Annotated in this window: 22 protein-coding genes; 17 read left to right on the plus strand and 5 right to left on the minus strand. The window is 66.5% G+C overall.

Annotated elements, in window-relative coordinates; genetic code table 11:
• Positions 1-3: 3 nt before the first annotated feature.
• The 14 genes from mshD (at position 4) to asd (ending at position 13147) form a co-directional block, all read left to right on the plus strand.
• Complete coding sequence (mshD, locus tag D3654_RS19990; protein WP_120523179.1) at positions 4-975, plus strand: mycothiol synthase; 972 nt, start codon at positions 4-6, stop codon at positions 973-975.
• A 104-nt stretch (positions 976-1079) separates the two neighbouring features.
• Entirely contained in the window at positions 1080-3329 is a 2250-nt protein-coding gene (locus D3654_RS19995) for an RNA degradosome polyphosphate kinase (protein ID WP_120523180.1), read from the plus strand.
• Positions 3330-3338: 9 nt separating this feature from the next.
• Positions 3339-4322: an NUDIX hydrolase gene (locus D3654_RS20000; RefSeq protein WP_120523181.1), complete on the plus strand. Its 984-nt coding sequence runs from the start codon at positions 3339-3341 to the stop codon at positions 4320-4322.
• An 81-nt stretch (positions 4323-4403) separates the two neighbouring features.
• The gene (locus D3654_RS20005; protein ID WP_120523246.1) at positions 4404-6029 is read left to right on the plus strand and encodes a hypothetical protein; all 1626 of its coding nucleotides are present in this window, start codon (positions 4404-4406) and stop codon (positions 6027-6029) included.
• Positions 6026-6406, plus strand: a complete 381-nt coding sequence (locus tag D3654_RS20010; protein ID WP_120523182.1) for a GntR family transcriptional regulator — start codon at positions 6026-6028, stop codon at positions 6404-6406. Before D3654_RS20005 ends, D3654_RS20010 begins: the two co-directional genes overlap by 4 nt.
• 9 nt (positions 6407-6415) lie before the next feature.
• A complete protein-coding gene (locus tag D3654_RS20015; RefSeq protein WP_120523183.1) occupies positions 6416-7219 on the plus strand; it encodes a thymidylate synthase in 804 nt (267 codons plus the stop codon).
• Positions 7216-7794 (plus strand): dihydrofolate reductase, encoded by a 579-nt coding sequence (locus tag D3654_RS20020; protein ID WP_120523184.1) that lies wholly within the window; start codon positions 7216-7218, stop codon positions 7792-7794. The genes D3654_RS20015 and D3654_RS20020 overlap by 4 nt, the downstream gene beginning before the upstream one ends.
• A gap of 3 nt (positions 7795-7797) precedes the next feature.
• Positions 7798-8019 (plus strand): NF038396 family protein, encoded by a 222-nt coding sequence (locus D3654_RS20025; RefSeq protein ID WP_120523185.1) that lies wholly within the window; start codon positions 7798-7800, stop codon positions 8017-8019.
• 183 nt (positions 8020-8202) lie between these two features.
• On the plus strand, positions 8203-8526 hold the full coding sequence (locus D3654_RS20030; protein ID WP_162943811.1) for a hypothetical protein: 324 nt from the start codon (positions 8203-8205) through the stop codon (positions 8524-8526).
• Between the two features lie 175 nt (positions 8527-8701).
• Positions 8702-9772 carry a WXG100 family type VII secretion target gene (locus D3654_RS20035; protein ID WP_120523187.1) on the plus strand — a complete coding sequence of 357 codons (1071 nt, stop codon included), beginning with the start codon at positions 8702-8704 and terminating at the stop codon, positions 9770-9772.
• 9 nt (positions 9773-9781) lie between these two features.
• Positions 9782-10429 carry a hypothetical protein gene (locus D3654_RS20040; RefSeq protein ID WP_120523188.1) on the plus strand — a complete coding sequence of 216 codons (648 nt, stop codon included), beginning with the start codon at positions 9782-9784 and terminating at the stop codon, positions 10427-10429.
• Positions 10430-10463: 34 nt separating this feature from the next.
• Positions 10464-10823, plus strand: a complete 360-nt coding sequence (locus D3654_RS20045; protein ID WP_120523189.1) for a hypothetical protein — start codon at positions 10464-10466, stop codon at positions 10821-10823.
• 398 nt (positions 10824-11221) lie between these two features.
• A complete protein-coding gene (locus D3654_RS20605; protein WP_162943812.1) occupies positions 11222-11401 on the plus strand; it encodes a hypothetical protein in 180 nt (59 codons plus the stop codon).
• A 615-nt stretch (positions 11402-12016) separates the two neighbouring features.
• Entirely contained in the window at positions 12017-13147 is a 1131-nt protein-coding gene (asd, locus tag D3654_RS20055; RefSeq protein ID WP_120523191.1) for an aspartate-semialdehyde dehydrogenase, read from the plus strand.
• A 74-nt stretch (positions 13148-13221) separates the two neighbouring features.
• On the opposite strand, the gene D3654_RS20060 is transcribed toward asd, so the two are convergent.
• Positions 13222-14358 (minus strand): winged helix DNA-binding domain-containing protein, encoded by a 1137-nt coding sequence (locus tag D3654_RS20060; protein WP_120523192.1) that lies wholly within the window; start codon positions 14356-14358, stop codon positions 13222-13224.
• A gap of 71 nt (positions 14359-14429) precedes the next feature.
• Here D3654_RS20060 and D3654_RS20065 point away from each other — a divergent pair, with 71 nt between their 5' ends.
• Entirely contained in the window at positions 14430-14903 is a 474-nt protein-coding gene (locus D3654_RS20065; protein WP_120523193.1) for a hypothetical protein, read from the plus strand.
• Here the strand turns inward: D3654_RS20065 and D3654_RS20070 are convergent.
• The 4 genes from D3654_RS20070 to D3654_RS20085 form a co-directional block, all read right to left on the minus strand.
• Positions 14900-15967 (minus strand): UDP-N-acetylmuramate dehydrogenase, encoded by a 1068-nt coding sequence (locus D3654_RS20070; RefSeq protein WP_120523247.1) that lies wholly within the window; start codon positions 15965-15967, stop codon positions 14900-14902. The two genes, D3654_RS20065 and D3654_RS20070, sit on opposite strands and share 4 nt — an antisense overlap.
• A gap of 9 nt (positions 15968-15976) precedes the next feature.
• Positions 15977-17233, minus strand: coding sequence for an MFS transporter (locus tag D3654_RS20075; RefSeq protein WP_120523248.1), 1257 nt, complete (start codon positions 17231-17233; stop codon positions 15977-15979).
• A 65-nt stretch (positions 17234-17298) separates the two neighbouring features.
• Complete coding sequence (locus D3654_RS20080) at positions 17299-17736, minus strand: MaoC family dehydratase (protein WP_120523194.1); 438 nt, start codon at positions 17734-17736, stop codon at positions 17299-17301.
• A gap of 2 nt (positions 17737-17738) precedes the next feature.
• On the minus strand, positions 17739-18200 hold the full coding sequence (locus D3654_RS20085; RefSeq protein WP_120523195.1) for an FAS1-like dehydratase domain-containing protein: 462 nt from the start codon (positions 18198-18200) through the stop codon (positions 17739-17741).
• A gap of 113 nt (positions 18201-18313) precedes the next feature.
• Between D3654_RS20085 and D3654_RS20090 the strand changes: the two genes are divergently transcribed.
• Positions 18314-18709, plus strand: a complete 396-nt coding sequence (locus D3654_RS20090) for an ArsR/SmtB family transcription factor (RefSeq protein WP_120523196.1) — start codon at positions 18314-18316, stop codon at positions 18707-18709.
• Positions 18706-20361 carry a SulP family inorganic anion transporter gene (locus tag D3654_RS20095; protein ID WP_120523197.1) on the plus strand — a complete coding sequence of 552 codons (1656 nt, stop codon included), beginning with the start codon at positions 18706-18708 and terminating at the stop codon, positions 20359-20361. Before D3654_RS20090 ends, D3654_RS20095 begins: the two co-directional genes overlap by 4 nt.
• Positions 20362-20369 lie beyond the last annotated feature (8 nt).

The following is a 20369-nucleotide window of genomic DNA, read 5'->3' on the forward strand; positions in this document are numbered from 1 at the left end:
TGCATGAGTCTTGCGCATCCGGAAAAATGGCCGGTCCTCGCCGTCGAAGGCGCCGCGGACCCGGAACTGCTCAGGGACATCAAGGCCCTGGCCGCAGCCGCCGAAGAGGCGGACGGCAACCCCCCGTTGTCCGAACAGACCCTGGTGCTCCTGCGCGGCGCAGGCTCATCGGAGTATCCGCTCAGCACCCTGGCCCTCTACGCCCCGGATGAGGACAGCGACCCGTCCAGCGGCGAGGACCTGGCGGGCGTAGCCGTCGTCGTCGGAGACAAAGGCGGTACCGGGGTCCTCGAGATGGCCGTGCACCCCAGCTACCGCAGCCAGGGCGTGGCGGGACGCCTGCTCGCCTACCTTCAGGACACCCGCGGGCTGGATGGCCTGAGCGCCTGGTCGCACGGGGACCACGCCGCCGCCGCGCGGCTGGCCGAACGTTTCTCCTACCGTCCCGTCCGGGAACTGTGGCGGATGCGGCTCATGGCCTCGTCCGCGGAAATGCCCGACGCCGGCCTTCCGGACGGTGTGACGATCCGTGCCTTCGTGCCGGGCCAGGACGAGGCGGCCTGGCTGGCGGCCAACAAGACGGCCTTCGCGCAGCACCCCGAGCAGGGCGCGATGACCCTGGCCGACCTTGAGGCCCGCATGGCCGAGGACTGGTTCGATCCCGCCGGGTTCCTGCTGGCCGAAAACAGCACGGGCGAACTGCTCGGCTTCCACTGGACCAAGGTGCACCCCGGGCACGGCGGGCACCCGCCGATCGGCGAGGTGTACGTGGTGGGCGTGACCCCCGCGGCGCAGGGCCTGGGACTGGGCAAATCGCTGACGGTGGCCGGGATCCGGCACCTCGAACAGCACGAGCTCCACGCGGTCATGTTGTACGTGGATGCAGACAACACGGCCGCCGTGACGCTATACCAGAAACTGGGGTTCGTCCGCTGGGATGCGGACGTCATGTACGGGCCGTTAACAGAGAATTAACGTGCCGCGGGATTCCCGCTTCATGCGGCGGTCACGCGGAATTCCGCATCGCGGAGATACTTGTAGGGTTGAAGCAAACCCGCTGAAGAATGAAGGAGAATCCGATGAATCCGGAACCGGCAGGAGCGGCCAAGACTGAAGTCAAGGGCTCCACTTTGCCTTCCCGTTTCGGCTCCTCCGAGGTGCCCGCATCCAGGGCAACCCAGGACCGCATCGACATCCCCGAATTCGCCCCGTCCCTGGAACCGGAAGGCGACATCTCGCCGGACCGTTTCCTGGACCGGGAACTGAGCTGGCTTGCCTTCAACGCCCGCGTCCTCGAGCTCGCCGAGGACCCGGACCTCTTCCTTTTGGAACGGGTCAGCTTCCTGTCGATCTTCGCCTCCAACCTGGATGAGTTCTTCATGGTCCGGGTGGCCGGCCTGAAGCGCCGCATCGCCACCGGACTGGCCGTGCCCTCCCCCGCCGGACTGAGCCCCATCGAAGTCCTGGAGCAGATCGGCGAGGCCGCGCACAAGCTGCAGGAACGCCACGCGCGGGTGTTCGCCGAGCAGATCCGGCCGGCCCTGGCCTACGAGCACATCCACCTCATGCACTGGAACGAACTCGACGACGAGGCCCAGCACCGCCTGAGCACCATGTTCAGCGAGAAGGTCTTCCCGATCCTCACCCCGCTCGCCGTGGACCCGGCCCACCCCTTCCCCTACATTTCCGGCCTGTCCCTGAACCTTGCGGTGATCGTCCGCAACCCCGTGAGTGACAAGGAACTGTTCGCCCGCGTCAAGGTGCCGGACCAGCTCCCCCGGCTCATCTCCATCGACGGCCCCCGTGCCGGCGCCGTCCCGGGCCGCGTAGCCCGCTTCATCGCCCTCGAAGAGGTCATCGCCGTCCACCTGGACAAGCTGTTCCCGGGCATGGAAGTGGTGGAGCACCACAGCTTCCGCGTCACCCGCAACGAGGACGTCGAGGTCGAGGAGGACGACGCCGAGAACCTCCTGCAGGCCCTCGAGAAGGAACTGCTGCGCCGGCGTTTCGGCCCGCCCGTCCGCCTTGAAGTCACCACTGACATCAACCCGAACATCCGGTCGCTCCTGATCCGCGAACTCGGCATCGAGGAGTCGGAGGTCTACTCGGTTCCGGCCCCGCTGGACCTGCGCGGCCTGTCCGTGATCGCGGGCATCGACCGCGCGGACCTGCATTACCCCAAGCACGTGCCGCACACCTCGCGCTACCTGAACGAGTCGGAAACGTCCAAGGCGGCCAACGTCTTCGCGGCCATGCGCCGCCGGGACATCCTGCTGCACCACCCCTACGATTCCTTCTCGACGTCGGTCCAGGCCTTCCTGGAGCAGGCCGCCGCGGACCCGAAGGTCCAGGCCATCAAGCAGACCCTGTACCGCACCTCCGGCGACTCCCCGATCGTGGACGCCTTGATCGATGCCGCCGAAGCCGGCAAGCAGGTCCTGGCCCTGGTCGAAATCAAGGCCCGTTTCGACGAGCAGGCCAACATCTCCTGGGCACGCAAGCTGGAACAGGCAGGCGTGCACGTGGTGTACGGCATCGTGGGCCTCAAGACGCACTGCAAGCTTTCGCTCGTGGTCCGCCAGGAAGTGGACGGGCTGCGCCGCTACTGCCACATCGGCACCGGCAACTACCACCCGCGCACGGCCCGCTACTACGAAGACCTCGGCCTGCTCACCTCCAACGACCAGGTGGGCGAGGACCTGTCCAAGCTGTTCAACCAACTCTCCGGCTACGCGCCGAAGTCCACCTTCAAACGGCTCCTGGTGGCGCCGCGGTCCGTCCGTTCCGGTCTGATCGACCGGATCGACACCGAGATCAGCAACGCCCGCGCCGGCCTGCCCGCCCGGGTCCAGATCAAGGTCAACTCCATGGTGGACGAGGCCATCATCGATTCCCTTTACCGGGCGTCGCAGGCCGGGGTGAAGGTGGACGTGCTGGTCCGCGGCATCTGTTCACTCCGCCCGGGCGTCCCCGGCCTGAGCGAAAACATCACGGTCCGCTCCGTGCTGGGCCGCTTCCTGGAGCACTCCCGCGTCTTCGCCTTCGCCAACGGGAACGACCCCGTGGTCTACATCGGCTCGGCGGACATGATGCACCGCAACCTGGACCGCCGCGTGGAGGCCCTGGTCCAGCTGTCCAGCCGTGAAGACACCCTGGAGGTGCTGGACCTGCTCCAGCGCTACCTCGATCCCGAGACCGCGAGCTGGCACCTGGACAACGATGGCCACTGGACCCGGCACCACCTTGCCGAAGACGGAACGCCACTGCTGGACATCCAGTCCTGGCTCTTGGCTTCGCGATCCCGCCAGCGGGCAGTGTCGCGGCGGTAGGCAACGGAAGTGAAGAGCGATACACCGATCGCGGACCAGACGGACCATCCCGGCGAGGAAGTCGCAGTCACCGCGGCAGGGGCCATCCCGTGGCGCCTCAACAAGGGCGCCCTTGAAGTGCTGCTGATCCATCGCCCCAAGTACGACGACTGGTCCTGGCCCAAGGGCAAGATCGATCCCGGGGAGACCATTCCCGAATGCGCGGTCCGCGAGGTCTCAGAAGAGATCGGGGTCCAGGCGACACTGGGCATCCCGCTGCCGCCGATCCACTACCACGTCACCGCCGGCCTGAAGGTGGTCCACTACTGGGCCGTCCACCTGAACTCAACGCTGCACAACGGCAACGGGATCAAGCCCGACGGCAAGGAAGTGGACGCCGTGATGTGGACGGGTCCCGAGCGGGCGGCCCAGTACCTAAGCAATCCGAGCGACGTGGCGCCGCTCAAGGAACTCGCCAAGGCCCACGCCAACGGCGAACTGGAGACCTGGCCACTGATCCTGGTCCGGCATGCCAAGGCCAAGCCGCGGTCCTCGTGGACCAAGGCAGAGGGCAGCCGTCCGCTCGCCGCGACCGGACAGCGGCAGGCCCTCGCCGTACAGCGCTTGCTGGAGGTGTGGAAGCCGATGCGCGTGGTCAGCAGTCCGTGGACCCGCTGCGTAGCCACCATCGCGCCCTATGCCAAGGCCGCGGGTGCGAAAGTGAAGTTGGTGGAAGCCCTGACCGAGCACGCCCACGAGCGTAAGCCGAAGAAGACCGGCGACACCGTCTCCGCACTGTTCGACAAGCAGCAGCCCGTTGCCGTGTGCACGCACCGGCCGGCGCTGCCGACAATCCTCAAGACGCTGGGCCGCCACATGGGCCCCGAACTCGGCGCGCTCCTTCCGGGCGAAGACCCGTACCTCGCCCCGGGCGAAATGATCGTCTGCCACGTGTCGCGGAGCAACGGCGGGCGGGTTGTCGCCGTCGAGCAGTTTAAACCGTTCGACGACTGACGGCAGCCGCGCGGCCGCTTGACGGCACCCATCTTTGTATCAAACACTTAGTACATTGATACAAAGTTGGGGGTTGTCATCATGGAATTCAATCTGCCGCCCTTGGCGTTCCTGGCACCGGCCGGCGGCGCGGCCATCGTCTATCTGTTCCTCCGCTTCGTGGTGTGGGCACCCCGCACCGGAAGCACCGCCGCTACGGTGTCCCAGCATGCGCTGTGGGTTGGCATCATCGGCTGGATGGCCAGTTCCCTGCAGGGGGCTATCCGTGCAGGCCAGATTGATCTCATGAACGCACATGCTCCGAGTGCGCCGGAGCAGCTCCTGACGGCGCTCGGCTGGCCGGTCGCCGCCACCCTGGCCGTGCACGCCATCGGCCAGTGGAGCTACCCGGCGCCCCGGCAATCACAGCGGCACGCCGAGCTGTCTGTTCGCCGCATCCGCGACTTCCTGCCGCGCGGCTTGGCCTGGACGGTCGCAGGGGTCTTCGTGTTCTCCGCCGGAGCAATCCTGTGGGTGTCCAGGCTTCCGGGTTTTGATCCGGTGCGGGCAATCACGGCTCCCGACGGAAGCTACAGCCACGCCGCGCAGTCCGGCAGGATTCCCGGCGCCGAACTGGCCGCCTGGCTGGGCGGCGCCCTGCTGCTGCTGGCGCTCGGAACCCTGCTGGTCCTGTGGCTGATCGCCCGGCGCAGGCAGCTTGAAACGCTCGACGCCGGGGACAACCGCGCGCTGCGCAGGCTCGCCATGAACCGGCTGCTGCGGACCGTGGCCACCGTTGCTTCCGGTTTGGCGGCGATTGCCGGAAACTTCGCCATGTTGCCGCCGCCCGGCGTCATTCCGTCGTCGATGTTCAACCTGCCCGCCCTGGTCAACATCGTGGTCCTCCTCGCCATGTGGTGGTGGCGTCCTGGCGAACTGCCTTCCCTGGCCGCCATCGACAAGCAGCGCGAAGCGTCGTCCCCCACGAGGAGCGGCCATGCCGCGGCCCGGCTCTCGGCGTCGATCGGCGTATGGCTCGGCCTCGTCGCAGCTCTCCCGCTGTTCATCGGCCTGTTCCTCATTCAGGCAATGTCGGCAGCGGGCGGTTGGGGCCTGCCGGCATGGGTAGCGGTGATCGCAGCACTCATCCTGTTAGCCGTAGCCGCAGGAGAATGGCTCACAGGAAACAACTACGGCAGCCGCGAGACCGCCGTCGACTGGCCGCGCCAGCCGGTGTCGCGCGGCCTGCTGGGCACGGCGATCATCGGCGGCCTGCTGCTCTGCGTGGTCCTAGTCCTCACCGCCGTGGGACAAGGCATCCTGCACGAAGCTCCCGCCTGGCCCGCCGTCGTCGTGCTCACGGCAGGCGTCCTGCTTGCCGGAGCAGCGGCCCTGTGGTCGGTGCGCCGCAGGCGGGGCATCCCCGTATCCGAAGGAACCGCCGGCCTGGATGGTGCCTTGCGCGCGATCACTGTCTACCGGATCGCCCGTACCCTCGCCGCTTACTTCGTGGTTCAGGCCGGTGTTTTGCTGATGATGCTCAGCCACGCCTTCACTCCGCTTTTGGAAGATCCGACGAGCTTTGTTCCGCAGGATCAACCCGCCGTCATCACGGCGGGAGCCATCATCGCCACCCTGGGCGTCGCCATCGCGGTGACGCCGGTCCGCGCCCTCCTGGGCGCACTCCCCCGGCAGGCCGGGCCGCGGCTAGAAAGCACTACGCCGTGACAGCCGGAATCTCGCTCGAGCTGCGTTCGGCGGTACCTCCTTACGAACAGATCCGTTCGCAGATCAGTTCGCTGATCGCCGTCGGGTCGCTGGCACCGGGCAGCAGGCTGCCCACCGTCCGCAGCCTCGCCGCGGACCTCGGCATCGCCGCCGGTACTGTGGCGCGCGCGTACAAGGAACTCGAGGCCGCCGGGTTGATTGAATCCCGACGGCGGAACGGCACCATTGTGCTCGGCCCGCCGCCCATTGTGGGAGCTTCCGGCGACACGCCGACGGCGGAGGTGCTAGCCACCGTCGACCGCTTGGCAGATGCGGCACGCAAGGCGGGACTGGACGCCGAGGCCGTGATCGGGCTCCTGCGCGGACGGCTAAAGTAAGCTGGACCCGTGAGCATCCCCACCCCTTACGAAGACCTTCTTCGCGATGTCCTGGCCAACGGAACCCACAAGTCGGACCGGACCGGTACCGGCACCCGCAGTGTCTTCGGGCGCCAGCTCCGCTACGACCTGAGCCAGGGCTTCCCGCTCATCACCACCAAGCGGGTGCACTTCAAGTCCCTCGCCCTGGAACTGCTGTGGTTCCTCCGCGGGGAGTCGAACGTGAAGTGGCTGCAGGAGCAGGGCGTCAGCATCTGGGACGAATGGGCGGACGCGGAGGGCGAACTCGGCCCCGTGTACGGCGCGCAGTGGCGCAGCTGGCCCACCCCCGACGGCGGGCATGTGGACCAGATCGCCGAACTCATGAAGGGCCTCGCGGAGAATCCCGATTCCCGCCGGCACCTCGTCTCGGCCTGGAACGTCGCCGAGATCAAGGACATGGCCCTGCCGCCGTGCCACGCCTTCTTCCAGTTCTACGTGGCCGACGGGAAGCTTTCCTGCCAGCTCTACCAGCGCTCGGCCGACATGTTCCTGGGCGTGCCCTTCAACATCGCTTCCTACGCGTTGCTCACGATGATGGTGGCACAGCAGCTCGGCCTGGAGCCGGGCGACTTCGTCTGGACCGGTGGCGACGTGCACATCTACGACAACCACCTGGAGCAGGTCACGGAGCAGCTCAGCCGCGAACCGTACGACTACCCGCAGCTGCGCTTCACCCGCAAGCCGGAGACCATCTTCGACTACCGCTTCGAGGACTTCGAAGTGGACGGCTACCGGCATCACCCCACCATCAAGGCACCGGTGGCGGTATGAGCGACCACCCCTCCCACAAAGCGGAATCCCAGGACGGCCGGGAGCTGGCCACACAGATCGGCCTGGTGTGGGCGCAGACCACCAAGGGCGTCATCGGCCGCGACGGCACCATGCCCTGGCACGTCCCGGAAGACCTGAAGCATTTCAGCGCGCTGACCACCGGGCATCCGGTCATCATGGGCCGCAAGACCTGGGAATCGTTCCCCGAGAAGTACCGGCCGCTGCCCGGCCGGACGAACATTGTGGTGACCCGGCAGGAAGGCTGGGCCGGCACGCCCGAGGCGGAGGGCGCCGTCGTCGTCTCCTCGCTGGATGAGGCGCTGCTGGAGTCGCAGTTCGCGCCCGGCAACGCGCAGGTCTGGATTGTGGGTGGCGGCGAAATCTACCGCCAGTCCATGGACCTGGCCGACCACGCCGTGATCACCGTCATCGATTCCGAGACGGCCGGGGACACCTATGCGCCCGAGCTTGGAAAGCACTGGGCGGTTGAATCCACGGAGCCCGCCGAAGGCTGGCTGGAGTCGAAGAACGGCACCAAATACCGGATCACCACATGGCGCCGGACGGAAGACTGAGAAATGCTGAAGAAACCTGAAACCCTGTTCGTGCTCGGCTACATGCTGCTGCCCCTGCTTGCGCTCGTGTCCGCAATCGTGGGGCTCACCATGATCCTGGGCGGCAACAAGATCGTGGGCATCATTGTGCTCGTGGTGGTCACCCAGGTGTTCACCTTCGGCGCTTTCTTTGCGCTGCGGGCACGCAAGGCGGCGCTGCTGCAGGACAGCGACAGCGCGCAGTAGCCGGCGATGATACGTACGCCGTCCTCAGCGGTCAGGGCTGCTGAAATGGGCGCTTGTCGGGCCGATCGCGCGTACTACTTCGCCCAGGACTCAGATCGCAGGATATTCGCGTACACACAGGCCGAATGGGGCTTGGGCGGTGCCCAGCCATTTGGCAACTACACGGCACGAAACATGCTGACTATGAGCCTCGTCGTAGCCGGCCTGACCATCCCGGCACTCGCATCGCCCGTCCTTTTTGTCCTCGGCGCGGTCGGCCTGAACCCTGGCGTGGCACTTCTGTTCCTCGTCTGCACGCTCCTGTTCACCGGCGGCTGGCTGCTGGGCGTCCAGTCCCTGCGGGGAGAATTGCGCGCGCGTAAACTCCGGCATAAGCGTGGGCTTCCCAAACCCTATGTGATTGTGACCGATGACCAGGCCCGCCAGTGGTTCACGGCAAACCCGGGCAGCATCGCCATTGTCAGGGACAATTTCACGGAGAGTACGCACCCTTTCCCCGGTGAATAGGCTGAATTGCTTCGGTAGCTCCTGAAGGAACCCTGTTCGTGCTCACCAAAGCTGCAGGACCGCGACAGCGCACAGTAGGGACTTATCCACAGGGGAAGAAGTCCCCATCGCACGCCGAAACCGGGAAAACCTAGAGTCAAGACGAGACTTACACCTTCTTGACGCAGGGGGATCTTTGACCGGCAACATCTGGGGCGCGGACGTCGCGCAGCTTCGAACACTCGCGCAGCAATTCGGGCAGGTTTCCGACACGCTGTTGCAGAGCTCATCCCTGCTGACGAATCAAATCAACAACAACCCGTCTTGGAAGGGCAGCGACGCCACACGGTTTCGTTCGGACTGGAACGGCAACCACCGGGCACTCATCCAACGGACGGCCCGTGCCCTTAAGGACGAATCCCGCAAACTGCTCGATAACGCAAAGGAGCAGGAGAAGGCCAGCAACAGCTCCGGGGGTAGTCCGTCCACCCTCGGGGCCGCCAGCGACGCAACTCCGGCAATCCTCGGTGGCGCGCTGGCGGGTGGGGTCAGCGCGTTAAGGGCGGGCCTCACCGCACAAAAGTTCATCAAGGCCCCGCTCACCCTCGCTAAGCACGTCGGGCAGTATGGCTGGGTGCTGAAGAACCAACGGGCTGACTTAATTGAGTCGTTTGCGCAGGGACGCCACCGCATCGGCGGACCGGGCTTTGCCGCTCACCGGATCCTTGGGAACTCTGCCCTCGATGACCTGCTGAAGGGTTCTGGAACCGCCAACCGCGGGCTCGGGCTGATCGACAAAGCCTCCGATATCGCATCGCTGAAGAACCTGAATCAACACGTTGGCATACTGTCTAAGTTCGGCCCTATCTTGGAGGAAAAACCTTGGCTTGGGCCCGGCACCAAGGTCGAATGGCTGGGCAAGTCGGGCCTGGCACGGGGACTCGGGTGGGCCGGAATTGGCTTCAGCACCTACGACTCGGTCAAGAGCTTCGCAGACGGCGATATCAAGGCAGGCTTGGGGAGCGCGGGCAAGGCCATTCTTGGCGTCGGCTGCTTCATGCCGCCTCCGGCAGGGACCATCTGCCAAGTCGCCAGCGTCGGTATTGCCATTTACGAGAATTGGGAGACCATCAGCAACGTCGGCAAGAATATCGGAGAAGGCGTGGTCAATGCCGTGACTGACCCCGGGAAATTCGTCAGCGAAACGAAAGATGCCGTGTTCGACGCGGGCAAGTCCATAGGCAAGTTCCTCGGATTCGGCGATTAGGAGACATTCATGACCGTTCAGGACCCGCCCCAAAAGGAACCCCGCCTGGGCGTCGACGTCATCGGCTTCGGTGTGGGTGAGTTCGCCTATCTGCTTAACGTATTCGAAGGCCCGGCACGCGACCGTTCAGTCAGCACTTTCCGGGCTGAGGAGATGATCGACGATGTAACACTGTCCACGGCCGGTGCCTCTTCTCTATTGGCTCGGGACTTGGCCGCAATCGACGCGGACGGCGATCTCGGCGTGAAGGGCGTGGCAGCCGCTGTCGCTTCGGCGCTGGGGCAGGCAACCCGGTGGACAGAGATCTCGCTCCTGACTAGCGAGGCGGTTGACAATGTTGTACTTCTGGAGGCACCAGGAGTTTCCATAATGCTGCAGCCGCGACTGTTGGGCACTTGGTTCGCATTTGCGCAGGATCCGCAACTTAGTTCTGCCGAGGCAACTCTGCGGTTGGTGCGGCAGCATGTCGAGCGGAACCATGGCGGCACCGCATACCTTGTCTTCAAGACCCTGGCTACCGAGCAACACCTACTGATCCGCCGTGGGGAGTCGTCCTGGATTACCGGTGTACCCGATTTCGACAAAGATGAGGTCGCTGAAACCCCAGGCCTGGACAATGCCGGACTGCTCGTTGCAATTGAGGATGCCCGTGGCTAGACACAGTGAAGGAGTTCCGCAGGACCCAAACTACGTGCCGCCGCAGCGTTCCGGGGACCAACTGATCTATCGCCGGGCTGAGAACGGAGAACTGGTGGGCTACACGCCAGCCGAGTACGGCGTTCGCAAGGACGACGGCGGCGGAATGGTCAAGCCGGTTAATAGTTCGGGCGGGCTTCTGTTCCTCGCGGTCTTTGTGTCGCTTCTTGCCGGTGGAGTTGTGTACGGCATCACTCGGATCGCGATCGACGGCACGTGGGAAATACTAGGCGAGGTTTGGTGGGTTGTGCCTGCGGGAATCTTCGTGCCCGTGGCAGCCTGGTACGGCTATCTCAAGGAGCGCCGGGCCGAGAAACTGCGCAAAGTCCGCAACCTCCCGCGACCGGTGGATTAGGTCTTGCGCCAACCGACCGGCCCCGACGTTGAGCATGCCACGCCTTTTGTTCTGCTGACCGTGAACGCGGACGGCCGTGACGAGGCGTAGTCACGGGGTCCCTCAGGACGCGGCCTATGTGCCGTCGTCGGGTGCCGGCAAGGCGCTTGTTTACCGCAGGGCTGCTCTTCCTCGCTTTACTACTCACGGCGTGTTTTGGAGGTCTCGTTTACGGAGTAATTCAGGTCGCCGTCCAGGGTACTTGGCACATCCTGGGCGAAGTGTGGTGGGTTTTTCCTGCATGCCTATACCCCTTCACCTTCGCATGGGCCAGCTATCTTAAGGAACGCCGGGCCGAGAAGCTGCGCAAAGCCCGCAACCTCCCGCGACCGGTCGAGTGAGACTTGAAATTGGGAAGCATGCCTGATCTCCAAACCACAATCCGCAAAGGTCCACGCCGGAAGTACTTCTACGGCTTCGGCCAGGGAGACACCATTCATGCCTACACTCCCGAAGAGTGGGGACTTGGTGGATCGGTGGCATCCAACGCGAGCAACTCCACACACAGTCTGGTGGTTCTCATCCTGATCGAGCCGTAATTACCGTGCCGGCTCTTCTTGCCCCGATCTGGCTGGCTATCGGGGCCCTCCGCCTAAATATCGGTGTCGTCCTCTTGTGCCTCTTCTGCACTGTCCTCTTCACAGGCGGATGGTTCTTCGTGCTGAAAGCCATCCGGGAGGAGATTTCGTGCGCGGAAGTTCAGGCAGGCACGCGGACTGCCAAAGCCCTGGTATGCGGTCACGGACGATCAGGCGCGGAACTGGTTCGAGCAGCGCGCTGGAACCGTGGCCATCACCAGGGAAAACTTCCCCAACAGCGCCCGTCCGTTTCCGGGCGAAGAGCGAACCGATGGATAAACGGTAGGCGTAGGCTCGTGCCATGGAGCTCCTCCTGGGAATCCCGGCCGTTGCACTGCTCATGACTGTCCTTGCCCTCTACCGAAGCAGGCAGGATCGCAGGCGCAAGGCGATCCGACCGCCGCGGCATCGCGGCAGCTTCCAGTCCGAAAGGGGCCGGGTTTACAGCAACGCTCCCAGCCACAACGCGAGCCCGAGCGACGGAACCTGACCGACGAAGGTGCGCGCCGCCGTCGTTCGTTCAGGGGGTGACGTAACCGACTGCGCCCTGCCGTTCGCGAAGTCTAAACTGGTCCAATGACTACAGCAGCTAATCCGTCCGTTGGACTGGTCGGTTGGCGTGGCATGGTCGGCTCCGTCCTGATGCAGCGCATGCAGGACGAGGGCGACTTCGCCAACATCAACCCGGTGTTCTTCTCCACCTCGAACGCAGGAGGTGCCTCCCCGTCCTTCGCTGATGGGGCCGGCAAGCTCGAGAACGCGTTCGATATTGAGACGCTGGCGAAGCTGCCGATTATTGTCACCGCCCAGGGCGGCGACTACACCAAGCAGGTCCACGGCGAACTGCGCAGCCGCGGCTGGGACGGCCTCTGGATCGACGCCGCCTCCACCCTTCGCATGAACGACGACTCGATCATCGTGCTGGACCCGATCAACCGCGACGTCATCGACAAGGGCCTCGCCAACGGCACCAAGGACTTCATCGGCGGCAACTGCACCGTGTCCTGCATGCTGATGGGCCTCGGCGGACTGTTCAAGAACGGCCTCGTCGAGTGGGGCACCTCGATGACCTACCAGGCGGCCTCCGGCGGCGGCGCCCGCCACATGCGCGAGCTCCTCAGCCAGTTCGGCACGCTCAACGCCGAAGTAAGCACCGAACTGGACGACCCGGCGTCGGCCATCCTGGACATCGACCGCAAGGTCCTGGCCCACCAGCGCACCGACATCGACGCCACCCAGTTCGGCGTCCCTCTGGCCGGCTCCCTGATCCCCTGGATTGACGCCGACCTCGGCAATGGCCAGTCCAAGGAAGAGTGGAAGGCCGGGGTCGAAACCAACAAGATCCTGGGCACCTCCGACGAGAACCGCATCATCATGGACGGCCTGTGCATCCGCATCGGTGCCATGCGTTCCCACTCCCAAGCCCTGACCCTCAAGCTGCGCGAGGACCTGTCCGTCGCGGAGATCGAGAAGCTCCTGGCCGAGGACAACGAGTGGGCCAAGGTGGTTGCGAACTCCAAGGAAGCCTCCATGGCGGATCTCACCCCGGTGGCTGCTTCCGGCACCCTGGACATCCCGGTGGGCCGCATCCGCAAGCTCGAAATGGGACCGGAGTACATCAGCGCCTTCACCGTGGGCGACCAGCTCCTGTGGGGCGCGGCCGAGCCGCTGCGCCGCATGCTAAACATCGCCACCGGCACGCTCTAGGCTGCCAGCGAAAGCACGCAAGCCAGGTCCCCGGCGGATTCTTCCGACGGGGACCTGGCTTTTCCCGGACCAGCTCAGCCCGCCATGAACTTCAGGTACTTCGCTGCCTGCACCTCGAAGGAGCGCACGGCCGCCGGCGGCAGCCCGTCGGCGTCGAAGGGTTCAGGCACGACGGCGGCATTGCGGCCGGTGCCGCTCCTCGCCCAGGTGCCCACCACCGATCCTCCGGCGACGATCATGCGTTTGAAGACCCCGTTGCCGCCGGGAACAACTTTCTGGGCGTGCTCCGGCGCGAGGACCAGGCTCCGGTCCTTGTAGCCGAGCAGGAACTGGTCGAATCCCGGCAAGGCGAGTAGCGTGCGGGCGCCGGGAACGCCGTCGTCGAGCAGGGAAGCCGTCTCCGGCGGCACCCAATAGGACGTGCCCCCGAACTCCAGCTCCACCAGCTGCCCGCTGATCCGGCCGAGCGCGGCCTTCGCCTCCGCCTTGGGGATCTGCGTCCACCAGCAGAAGTCGTCCACGGTGGCCGGGCCGTGGCTGCGCAGGTACCGGTGCAGCAGCTCGGTGATGCCCTCGTCGCGGTCCAGTTCCCGCGACTTCGGAATCCATTCCCCAAACGGCATAAAAAGCTGCTGGCCGGCCGCCTTGCCGTTGCTGCCCGCCATCGGTCCTTGCACCAGCCAGGCGTGCAGGCACAGGGTCCCCAGCAGGTGGACGCCGCGCTGGGCCTTGGTGATCTGGCCGTTTTCCTCGAAGGCTTCGAAAAGCCGCTCGCGGGTGGCTCCGTCTCCTGAAGCCAGCAGTTCCCCGGCAATGTCCCGGCAGTGGGCGATGTCCTCACTGGAGATTCCCAGTTCGCGGTGCCGGCCGGCCATGGTCCGGACCATGCGCCCGCCGGTGATCTCCAGCATCCACCGCAGGTCCTGTGGCGGGACCAGGTGCAAGGTGCCACGGAACGGCCACGAGCGCACTACGGTGCCCGAGTCCAGGGCCGCCCGCACATCCGATGCCGTGCTGCCGGGAACCCGTTGCCCCACCGCCCACAGGGCGGAGGCAAGGTCCTGGGCCTGCATGGCCGTCATGTGGCGCACGCACTCCTCCACCGAGGCGAAACCCGCAGGCTCCCCGGGCGCCCGGGCCAGCAGGCCCTGGCCGGCAAGCCTGAGGCGGCCCATCGTCTTGGCGGTGACACGGCTTTTCGCGGAGACCATGCCCCCATCCTAGGGGCTGCTGCCCACCGGGCTTCCAGCCTTCGCACAGCAGCTTTCCCTAGGGTGAAAGCATGCTTTTCGGAGAGAGCGGTACGCTCCTACGGCCCCTGAGCCGGCGTTTGGCGGCCTTCGCCTGGGCTTTGGCCGGCGTCGGGCTGGTCTGCGGGCTGGCCGTCGCCGTCGGCTCGGGCGTGCGGCTCAGCCCGCCGATGCAGGCCGTACAGCTCGCGGGCCTCGCCGGGACCGCAGCCTCCGCCCTGTTTCTTGTCCTCGCCATCTGCACCCAGCCCGGCAGGGAACGGCAGGACCGGTCAGCGCGAAGCGGAACGGACGAACAGGCACGCGCCTTCCTGCTGGCCGCCGTCGTCATGCTGGTGGCGGTGGCAGGCTTCGCGGCCGCGGGCTGGGTCTCCCCCACGGGACCGTCGCCGCAAAGCACCGCGTTCAGCCAAGTCTTCCTGCTGGGGGCCGTGGATTGCGGCCTGACCTTCCTGCTGTTGAACAAGTCGACAGGCAAAGGGGCCCGGACACCGGAAAAGCCCTAGAGTTCCAGCCCGATCAGCAGCGGTTCGGGGTGCAGTTCAATGCCGAAGCGTTCGACGACGCCGCGCCGCACCTCGCGCGCGACGGCCGCCATGTCTTCGGCGCTGGCGTTGCCGCGGTTGGTGATGGCCAGGGTGTGCTTGGTCGACAGGGACGCACGGCCGCCCGAGACGCTGCCGGCGTCGAGCCCGTAACCCTTGGCGAAACCGGCGTGCTCGATCAGCCAGGCCGCGGAGAGCTTCACCAGGCCGTCGGCACCGCCCGGATACTGCGGGGCACCCTCGGGAAGGGCCGTGGCGTCCGCGGCCGGGACCACCGGGTTCGTGAAGAAGGAGCCGGTGGAGTAGGTGTCGCGGTCCGCGGGGTCGAAGACCATTCCCTTGGAGGCGCGCAGGCGCAGGACCTCGCGCCGCACGTCGTTGGCGTAGGCGCGTTTGCCGGGCTCGACCCCGAGGGCACGGGCGAGCTCAGCGTAACGGATGGGGGCGCTCATGCGGCCCAGCGGCAGCTGGAATTCGACCGTGAGCACCACGTACCGCGGCGAGCCCTGGGTGGTGGTCTGCTTGAGGATCGAGTCCCGGTAGGCGAACTTCAGCTCCGAATTGCTGAAGGTCTTCACGGCATTGTTCTCGCGGTCCCAGGTGCGCACCGAAGCGATGGTCTGGGAGACATCGGCGCCATAGGCACCCACGTTCTGCACCGGCGTCGCGCCCGTTGCCCCGGGGATCCCGGAGAGCGCCTCGACGCCGGACCAGGCGTGCAGCACCGCATGCTCCACGAAGGCGTCCCAGTTGTGTCCGGCCTGGACCACCACCGACACACCGCCGCACGTGTCCTCGGCGCTCACCGTGAAGCCCTCGGAGGCGATCTTCAGGACGGTGCCGGGGTACCCGGAGTCGGCCACCAGCAGGTTGGAGCCGCCGCCGACAATGAGCAGTTTCTCCCCCGCGGCGTCGGTGGAACGGACGGCTTCGATGATTTCCGCTTCACTGCGAGCCTCGAGATAGCGGGCGGCAGGTCCGCCTACGGCGGCAGTGGTCAGTTCGGAAAGCAGCGTCTGGGTCACCAATCGAGTCTAGCCTGCGGCCGGTACCGGCCGTTTCCGCAGGACCGGGGCCAGGACGAAGCTCAACGCCTGGAACAGCAGCACCACCAGCAGGGACTGCAGGATCCCGAAGTGCTGGCCGAGGAAGCCCAGCACGGGCGGGCCGCAGAGGAAGGCGCCGTACGCAATGGTCGAGGCCACCGAGACCCGGGCCGCCGCGTGGACGGGGTCGTCGGCCGCGGCGGACATGCCCACCGGGAAACCCAGGGACGTGCCCAGGCCCCATAGTCCAAGGCCCACGAAGGCGATCACCGGCACCGGCGCGAACACGAACGTCGCCACCCCTACAAAGGCCGTGGCCGCGCAGCAGCGCATGACGGCGACCCGGCCGAAGCGGTCCAGCAGGAAGGTCCCTGCGAACCGGCCCACGGTCATGAAGGTGACGAAGACGCCGTAGCCGGCAGCACCCGCCGCCTCGCTCTGGCCGTGGCCGTCAGCCAATGCGAGCGCCGCCCAGTCGCCCGCCGCGCCTTCCGACAGCGCCAGGCCAAGCACCATCAGCCCGAGCAGCACCGTGCGGCGTTCCCGCCAGGCCATGGCGACCAGGCGCTTGCCGTGCAGCGACGCGGCTTCCGAGGCCAGGGCAGGGTTGATGATCGGCAGCGGACCCGTGGTGGGGTCCTCGAAGGTATCCGTCTTCCGGGGGCGCACGGGCTTGCGTTGCAGGGCCGCTCCGCTCCGGCCGGCGCTTTCGCGGTCCGCCCGGAAGGACAGGCTGGCGGTCAGCACCGCGACGATCGCGACCGCGCCCACCAGGCCCAGATGCCACGCCACGGACAGCTTCGCGGCGGCAGCCCAGGCCCCCAACGCGGCCCCGGCCACCGTGCCCAGGCTGAATGAACCGTGCAGCCAGGGCATCACGAACTTGCCCAGCGCCCGCTCCACTGCCGCACCCTCGACGTTCAGGGCAGTGTTGTAGCAGCCGTTCGCCAGGCCTAGCAGCGCAAGGCCGCACGCGGCCACCACCAGGCTGGAGAGCACCGAGGTGCCCAGGCCCAGCAGGAACAGGCCGCTGCCGCTCAGCACGCAGGCGATCCGCGCTGCGCGGGCCGAACCGAGCCGCAGCACCACCAGCCCGGAGACGGACACAGAAGTGAAGGAGGCCGCCGTCAGGCAGAGCAGGATGAGCCCGACGGCGGCCGGAGTGAGTTCCAGCCCGTTCCGCACCGCCGGGAGGCGGGAGACCCAGGACGCGGCGGCGATGCCGCTGGCCCCGTACGCAGCCATGACAGCAAAGCGCCACCGCGCAATGTCTGCCGCGGTGGCGCCTTCGCCTCGTTCAAGGATGGTGTTCAAGCGAGCTTCACAACTGCTTGGGACTTCATCAGGACCTTCTGTCCTTCGAACGTAACGGTGAGGTCGATGCGCGCGGTTCCGGCGTCGGCGTCGAGGGCTCCCACCACGCCGGCCACCTCGATCACGGCACCGGGCTCGCCGGTGCCGGTGGTGTCGGTGACCAGGACGGGCTTGGTGAACCGCGTCTGGTAATCGACGACGGCGGCCGGGTCGCCGGCCCAGTCGCTCACCAACTGCACGGCCGAACCCATGGTGAACATGCCGTGGGCGATCACCCCGGGCAGGTCCACGCCGGTGGCGAAGGCTTCGTTCCAGTGGATCGGGTTGAAGTCACCGGAGGCGCCCGCGTACTTCACCAGGTCCTGGCGGGTGACGTCGATGCTGCGCTTGCCGATTTCCTGGCCGACAGTGAGGTCTTCGAATTTCAGGCTCATGCTTACTGTCCCTCTCCGCGGACCAGGATGGACGAGGTGGTGGTGGCCACGGGGTTGCGCTGCAGGTCATCGCCCAGCGTGAAGATTTCGGCGCGGGTAGTGATCATGGCGCCGCCGCCCATGGCACGGACGCCGTCGACATGCAGTTCGGCGCGCAGCTCGTCTCCGGCAATGATGGCGCGGTGGTGGGTGAAGCGCTGGTCGGCGTGGACCACGCGGCTGAAATCGATGCCGGCCTCCGGGTCCTCGATCAGCTGGGCGTCGGCGCGCTGGGCCACGATGATGGCGAAGGTGGGCGGCGCCACGAGGTCGCTGTGGCCGAGCGCCCTGGCGGCCTCGACGTCGAAGTGGGCAGGGTGGGTGGCCTTGACCGCCCGGGCGAACTCCCGGATCTTCTCGCGGCCGACGTCGTACACCTCAGCGGCAGGGTAGCTGCGGCCCTGCAGGTCGGGATTGATTGTCATGGGATCAACCTTAACGGGCAAAGGAACTGCAACGGCAGTTGTGAAGGCGGCCCGGGGTTTACAAGGTCGATATGATGAATCCATCATTCCATCAATCGAAGGACAGCAAGGCCATGTATTCAGCCGCGCAGGCGCCCTTGTATGAGATCAAGGCCAACCTGTTCAAGGGCCTGGCGCATCCGGCGAGGATCAGGGTGTTGGAGTTGCTCGCCGCTGCGCCCGATTCCACGGCGCCGGTCAGCTACCTGCTGGCCGAAACCGGCCTGGAGGCCTCCCACCTGTCCCAGCACCTGGCTACGCTCCGCAAGCACGGTGTGGTGACGTCCAGCCGGAGCGCCAACGCCGTGCATTACACGCTCGCACATCCCAAGATCGCCGAACTGTTGGCCATTGCCCGGACGTTCCTCCTGGACACCCTTGCCGGTTCGCGGGAGCAACTGCAGCTCGCCGAGCAACTGCCGGACGTCGCGGCAGCCGCTGCGGCCGCATCCGGGGAAGCCGCATCATGAAACTGCGTGGGCTGCTCCCCGCACGTTCCGACTACGCCGGCCTGCGTACCTCCTGGCGGGCGGACCTGCTTTCCGGAATCACCGTGGGAATCGTGGCGCTCCCCCTTGCCCTGGCCTTCGGGGTGAGCTCGGGCGTGGGCGCCGAGGCCGGCCTCATCACCGCCGTGGTGGCGGGACTCGTGGCGGCGGTGATGGGCGGTTCCAACGTGCAGGTTTCGGGCCCCACCGGCGCGATGGTGGTGGTGCTTGCGCCGATCGTGGCCACACATGGCGCAGGGGTTGTCGCCGTGGTCTCGGTCCTGGCTGGCATCCTTGTCTGCCTGCTGGGAATCAGCCGGCTCGGACGGGCCGTTTCACTCATCCCGTGGCCGGTGGTGGAAGGCTTCACGCTTGGTATCGCGGCGATCATCTTCCTCCAGCAGGTTCCGCTCGCCACCGGCACCGCCGCCATCCCCGGCCACAACACGCTGCTGGCCGCCGTGGAAGCCGCCGGAGCGGCGAAACTGCCCGTTCTCCTGCAGACGCTAGCCGTAGTGGCGGCGGTTGCCGCCGTCATGCTCCTTGTACCGAGGATCCACCGCTCGCTCCCCGCGAGCCTCCTGGCCGTGGTCCTGGCAACCGCCGCCGCGGAATTGCTCCGACTGGACATCCCGCGCATTGGCGAACTGCCGCACTCGCTTCCTGTCCCCGCGGTTCCGTCCGTCGATCCGGCGGCGTTGGGCAGTTTGCTCATGCCCGCCGTCGCCGTCGCCGTGCTGGCCGCTATCGAGTCGCTGCTGTCCGCCCGCGTGGCGACCGGCCTGAAGGGTCCGGACGGCAGGCCCACCGGCCCCTACAACCCGGACCGCGAACTTGCCGGCCAGGGCCTGGCCTCCATCGCGGCAGGGTTCTTCGGCGGCATGCCCGCGACCGGCGCGATCGCCCGGACTGCCGTGAACGTCAGGTCCGGGGCCCGCACCCGGGCGGCGGCCGTCGTCCATGCGCTGGTGCTGCTGGCTACCATCTATTTCGCCGCCGGCTTCGTGGGCCGCATCCCGCTGGCGGCGCTGGGCGGGATCCTGATGGTCACCGCCACACGGATGGTGTCGCGCCGGACGGTCTCTGCAATCCTGCGGTCCACGCGCTCGGATGCCGCGGCGTTCGCCGTCACGGCCGTCATCACCGTCGCCTTCGACCTGATCGTCGCCATCCAGATCGGCCTGGCCGTCACCGCGGTCCTGACCTTGCGGAAGGTCGCGTCACTGACGGGCGTGCGGCGCGAGAAGATCCCGGGCACCGCGCACGACGGCGACGAACACATCGCCGTGTTCACCCTGGACGGTGCCATGTTCTTCGGTGCCGCCGAACGCGTGCTGCAGGACATCAGCCAGGTACGGGACATCGAGGTTGCCGTCATCCGGCTGTCGCAGTTGAAGATGCTGGACGCCACCGGGGCGCACGCGCTGGTGGATGTGGTCTCCGCGCTCGAACTGCGTGGCGTCACCGTACTCATCAAGGGGGTGCAGCCCGAGCACCTGTCCTTGGTGACGAACGTCGGGGTGATCCGCTCGCTGCGGCACCACAAGCACCTGTTCACCGAACTGGAACCGGCGATCGAGCATGCCCGGAGCCATGTCCGCCGGAACGCCGAAGCGCGGGCCGCTGCCTCCTGAGCGTTCCC

The sequence above is a fragment of the Arthrobacter celericrescens genome, from assembly GCF_003614925.1.
In the GTDB taxonomy this organism is placed as follows: domain Bacteria; phylum Actinomycetota; class Actinomycetes; order Actinomycetales; family Micrococcaceae; genus Arthrobacter; species Arthrobacter celericrescens.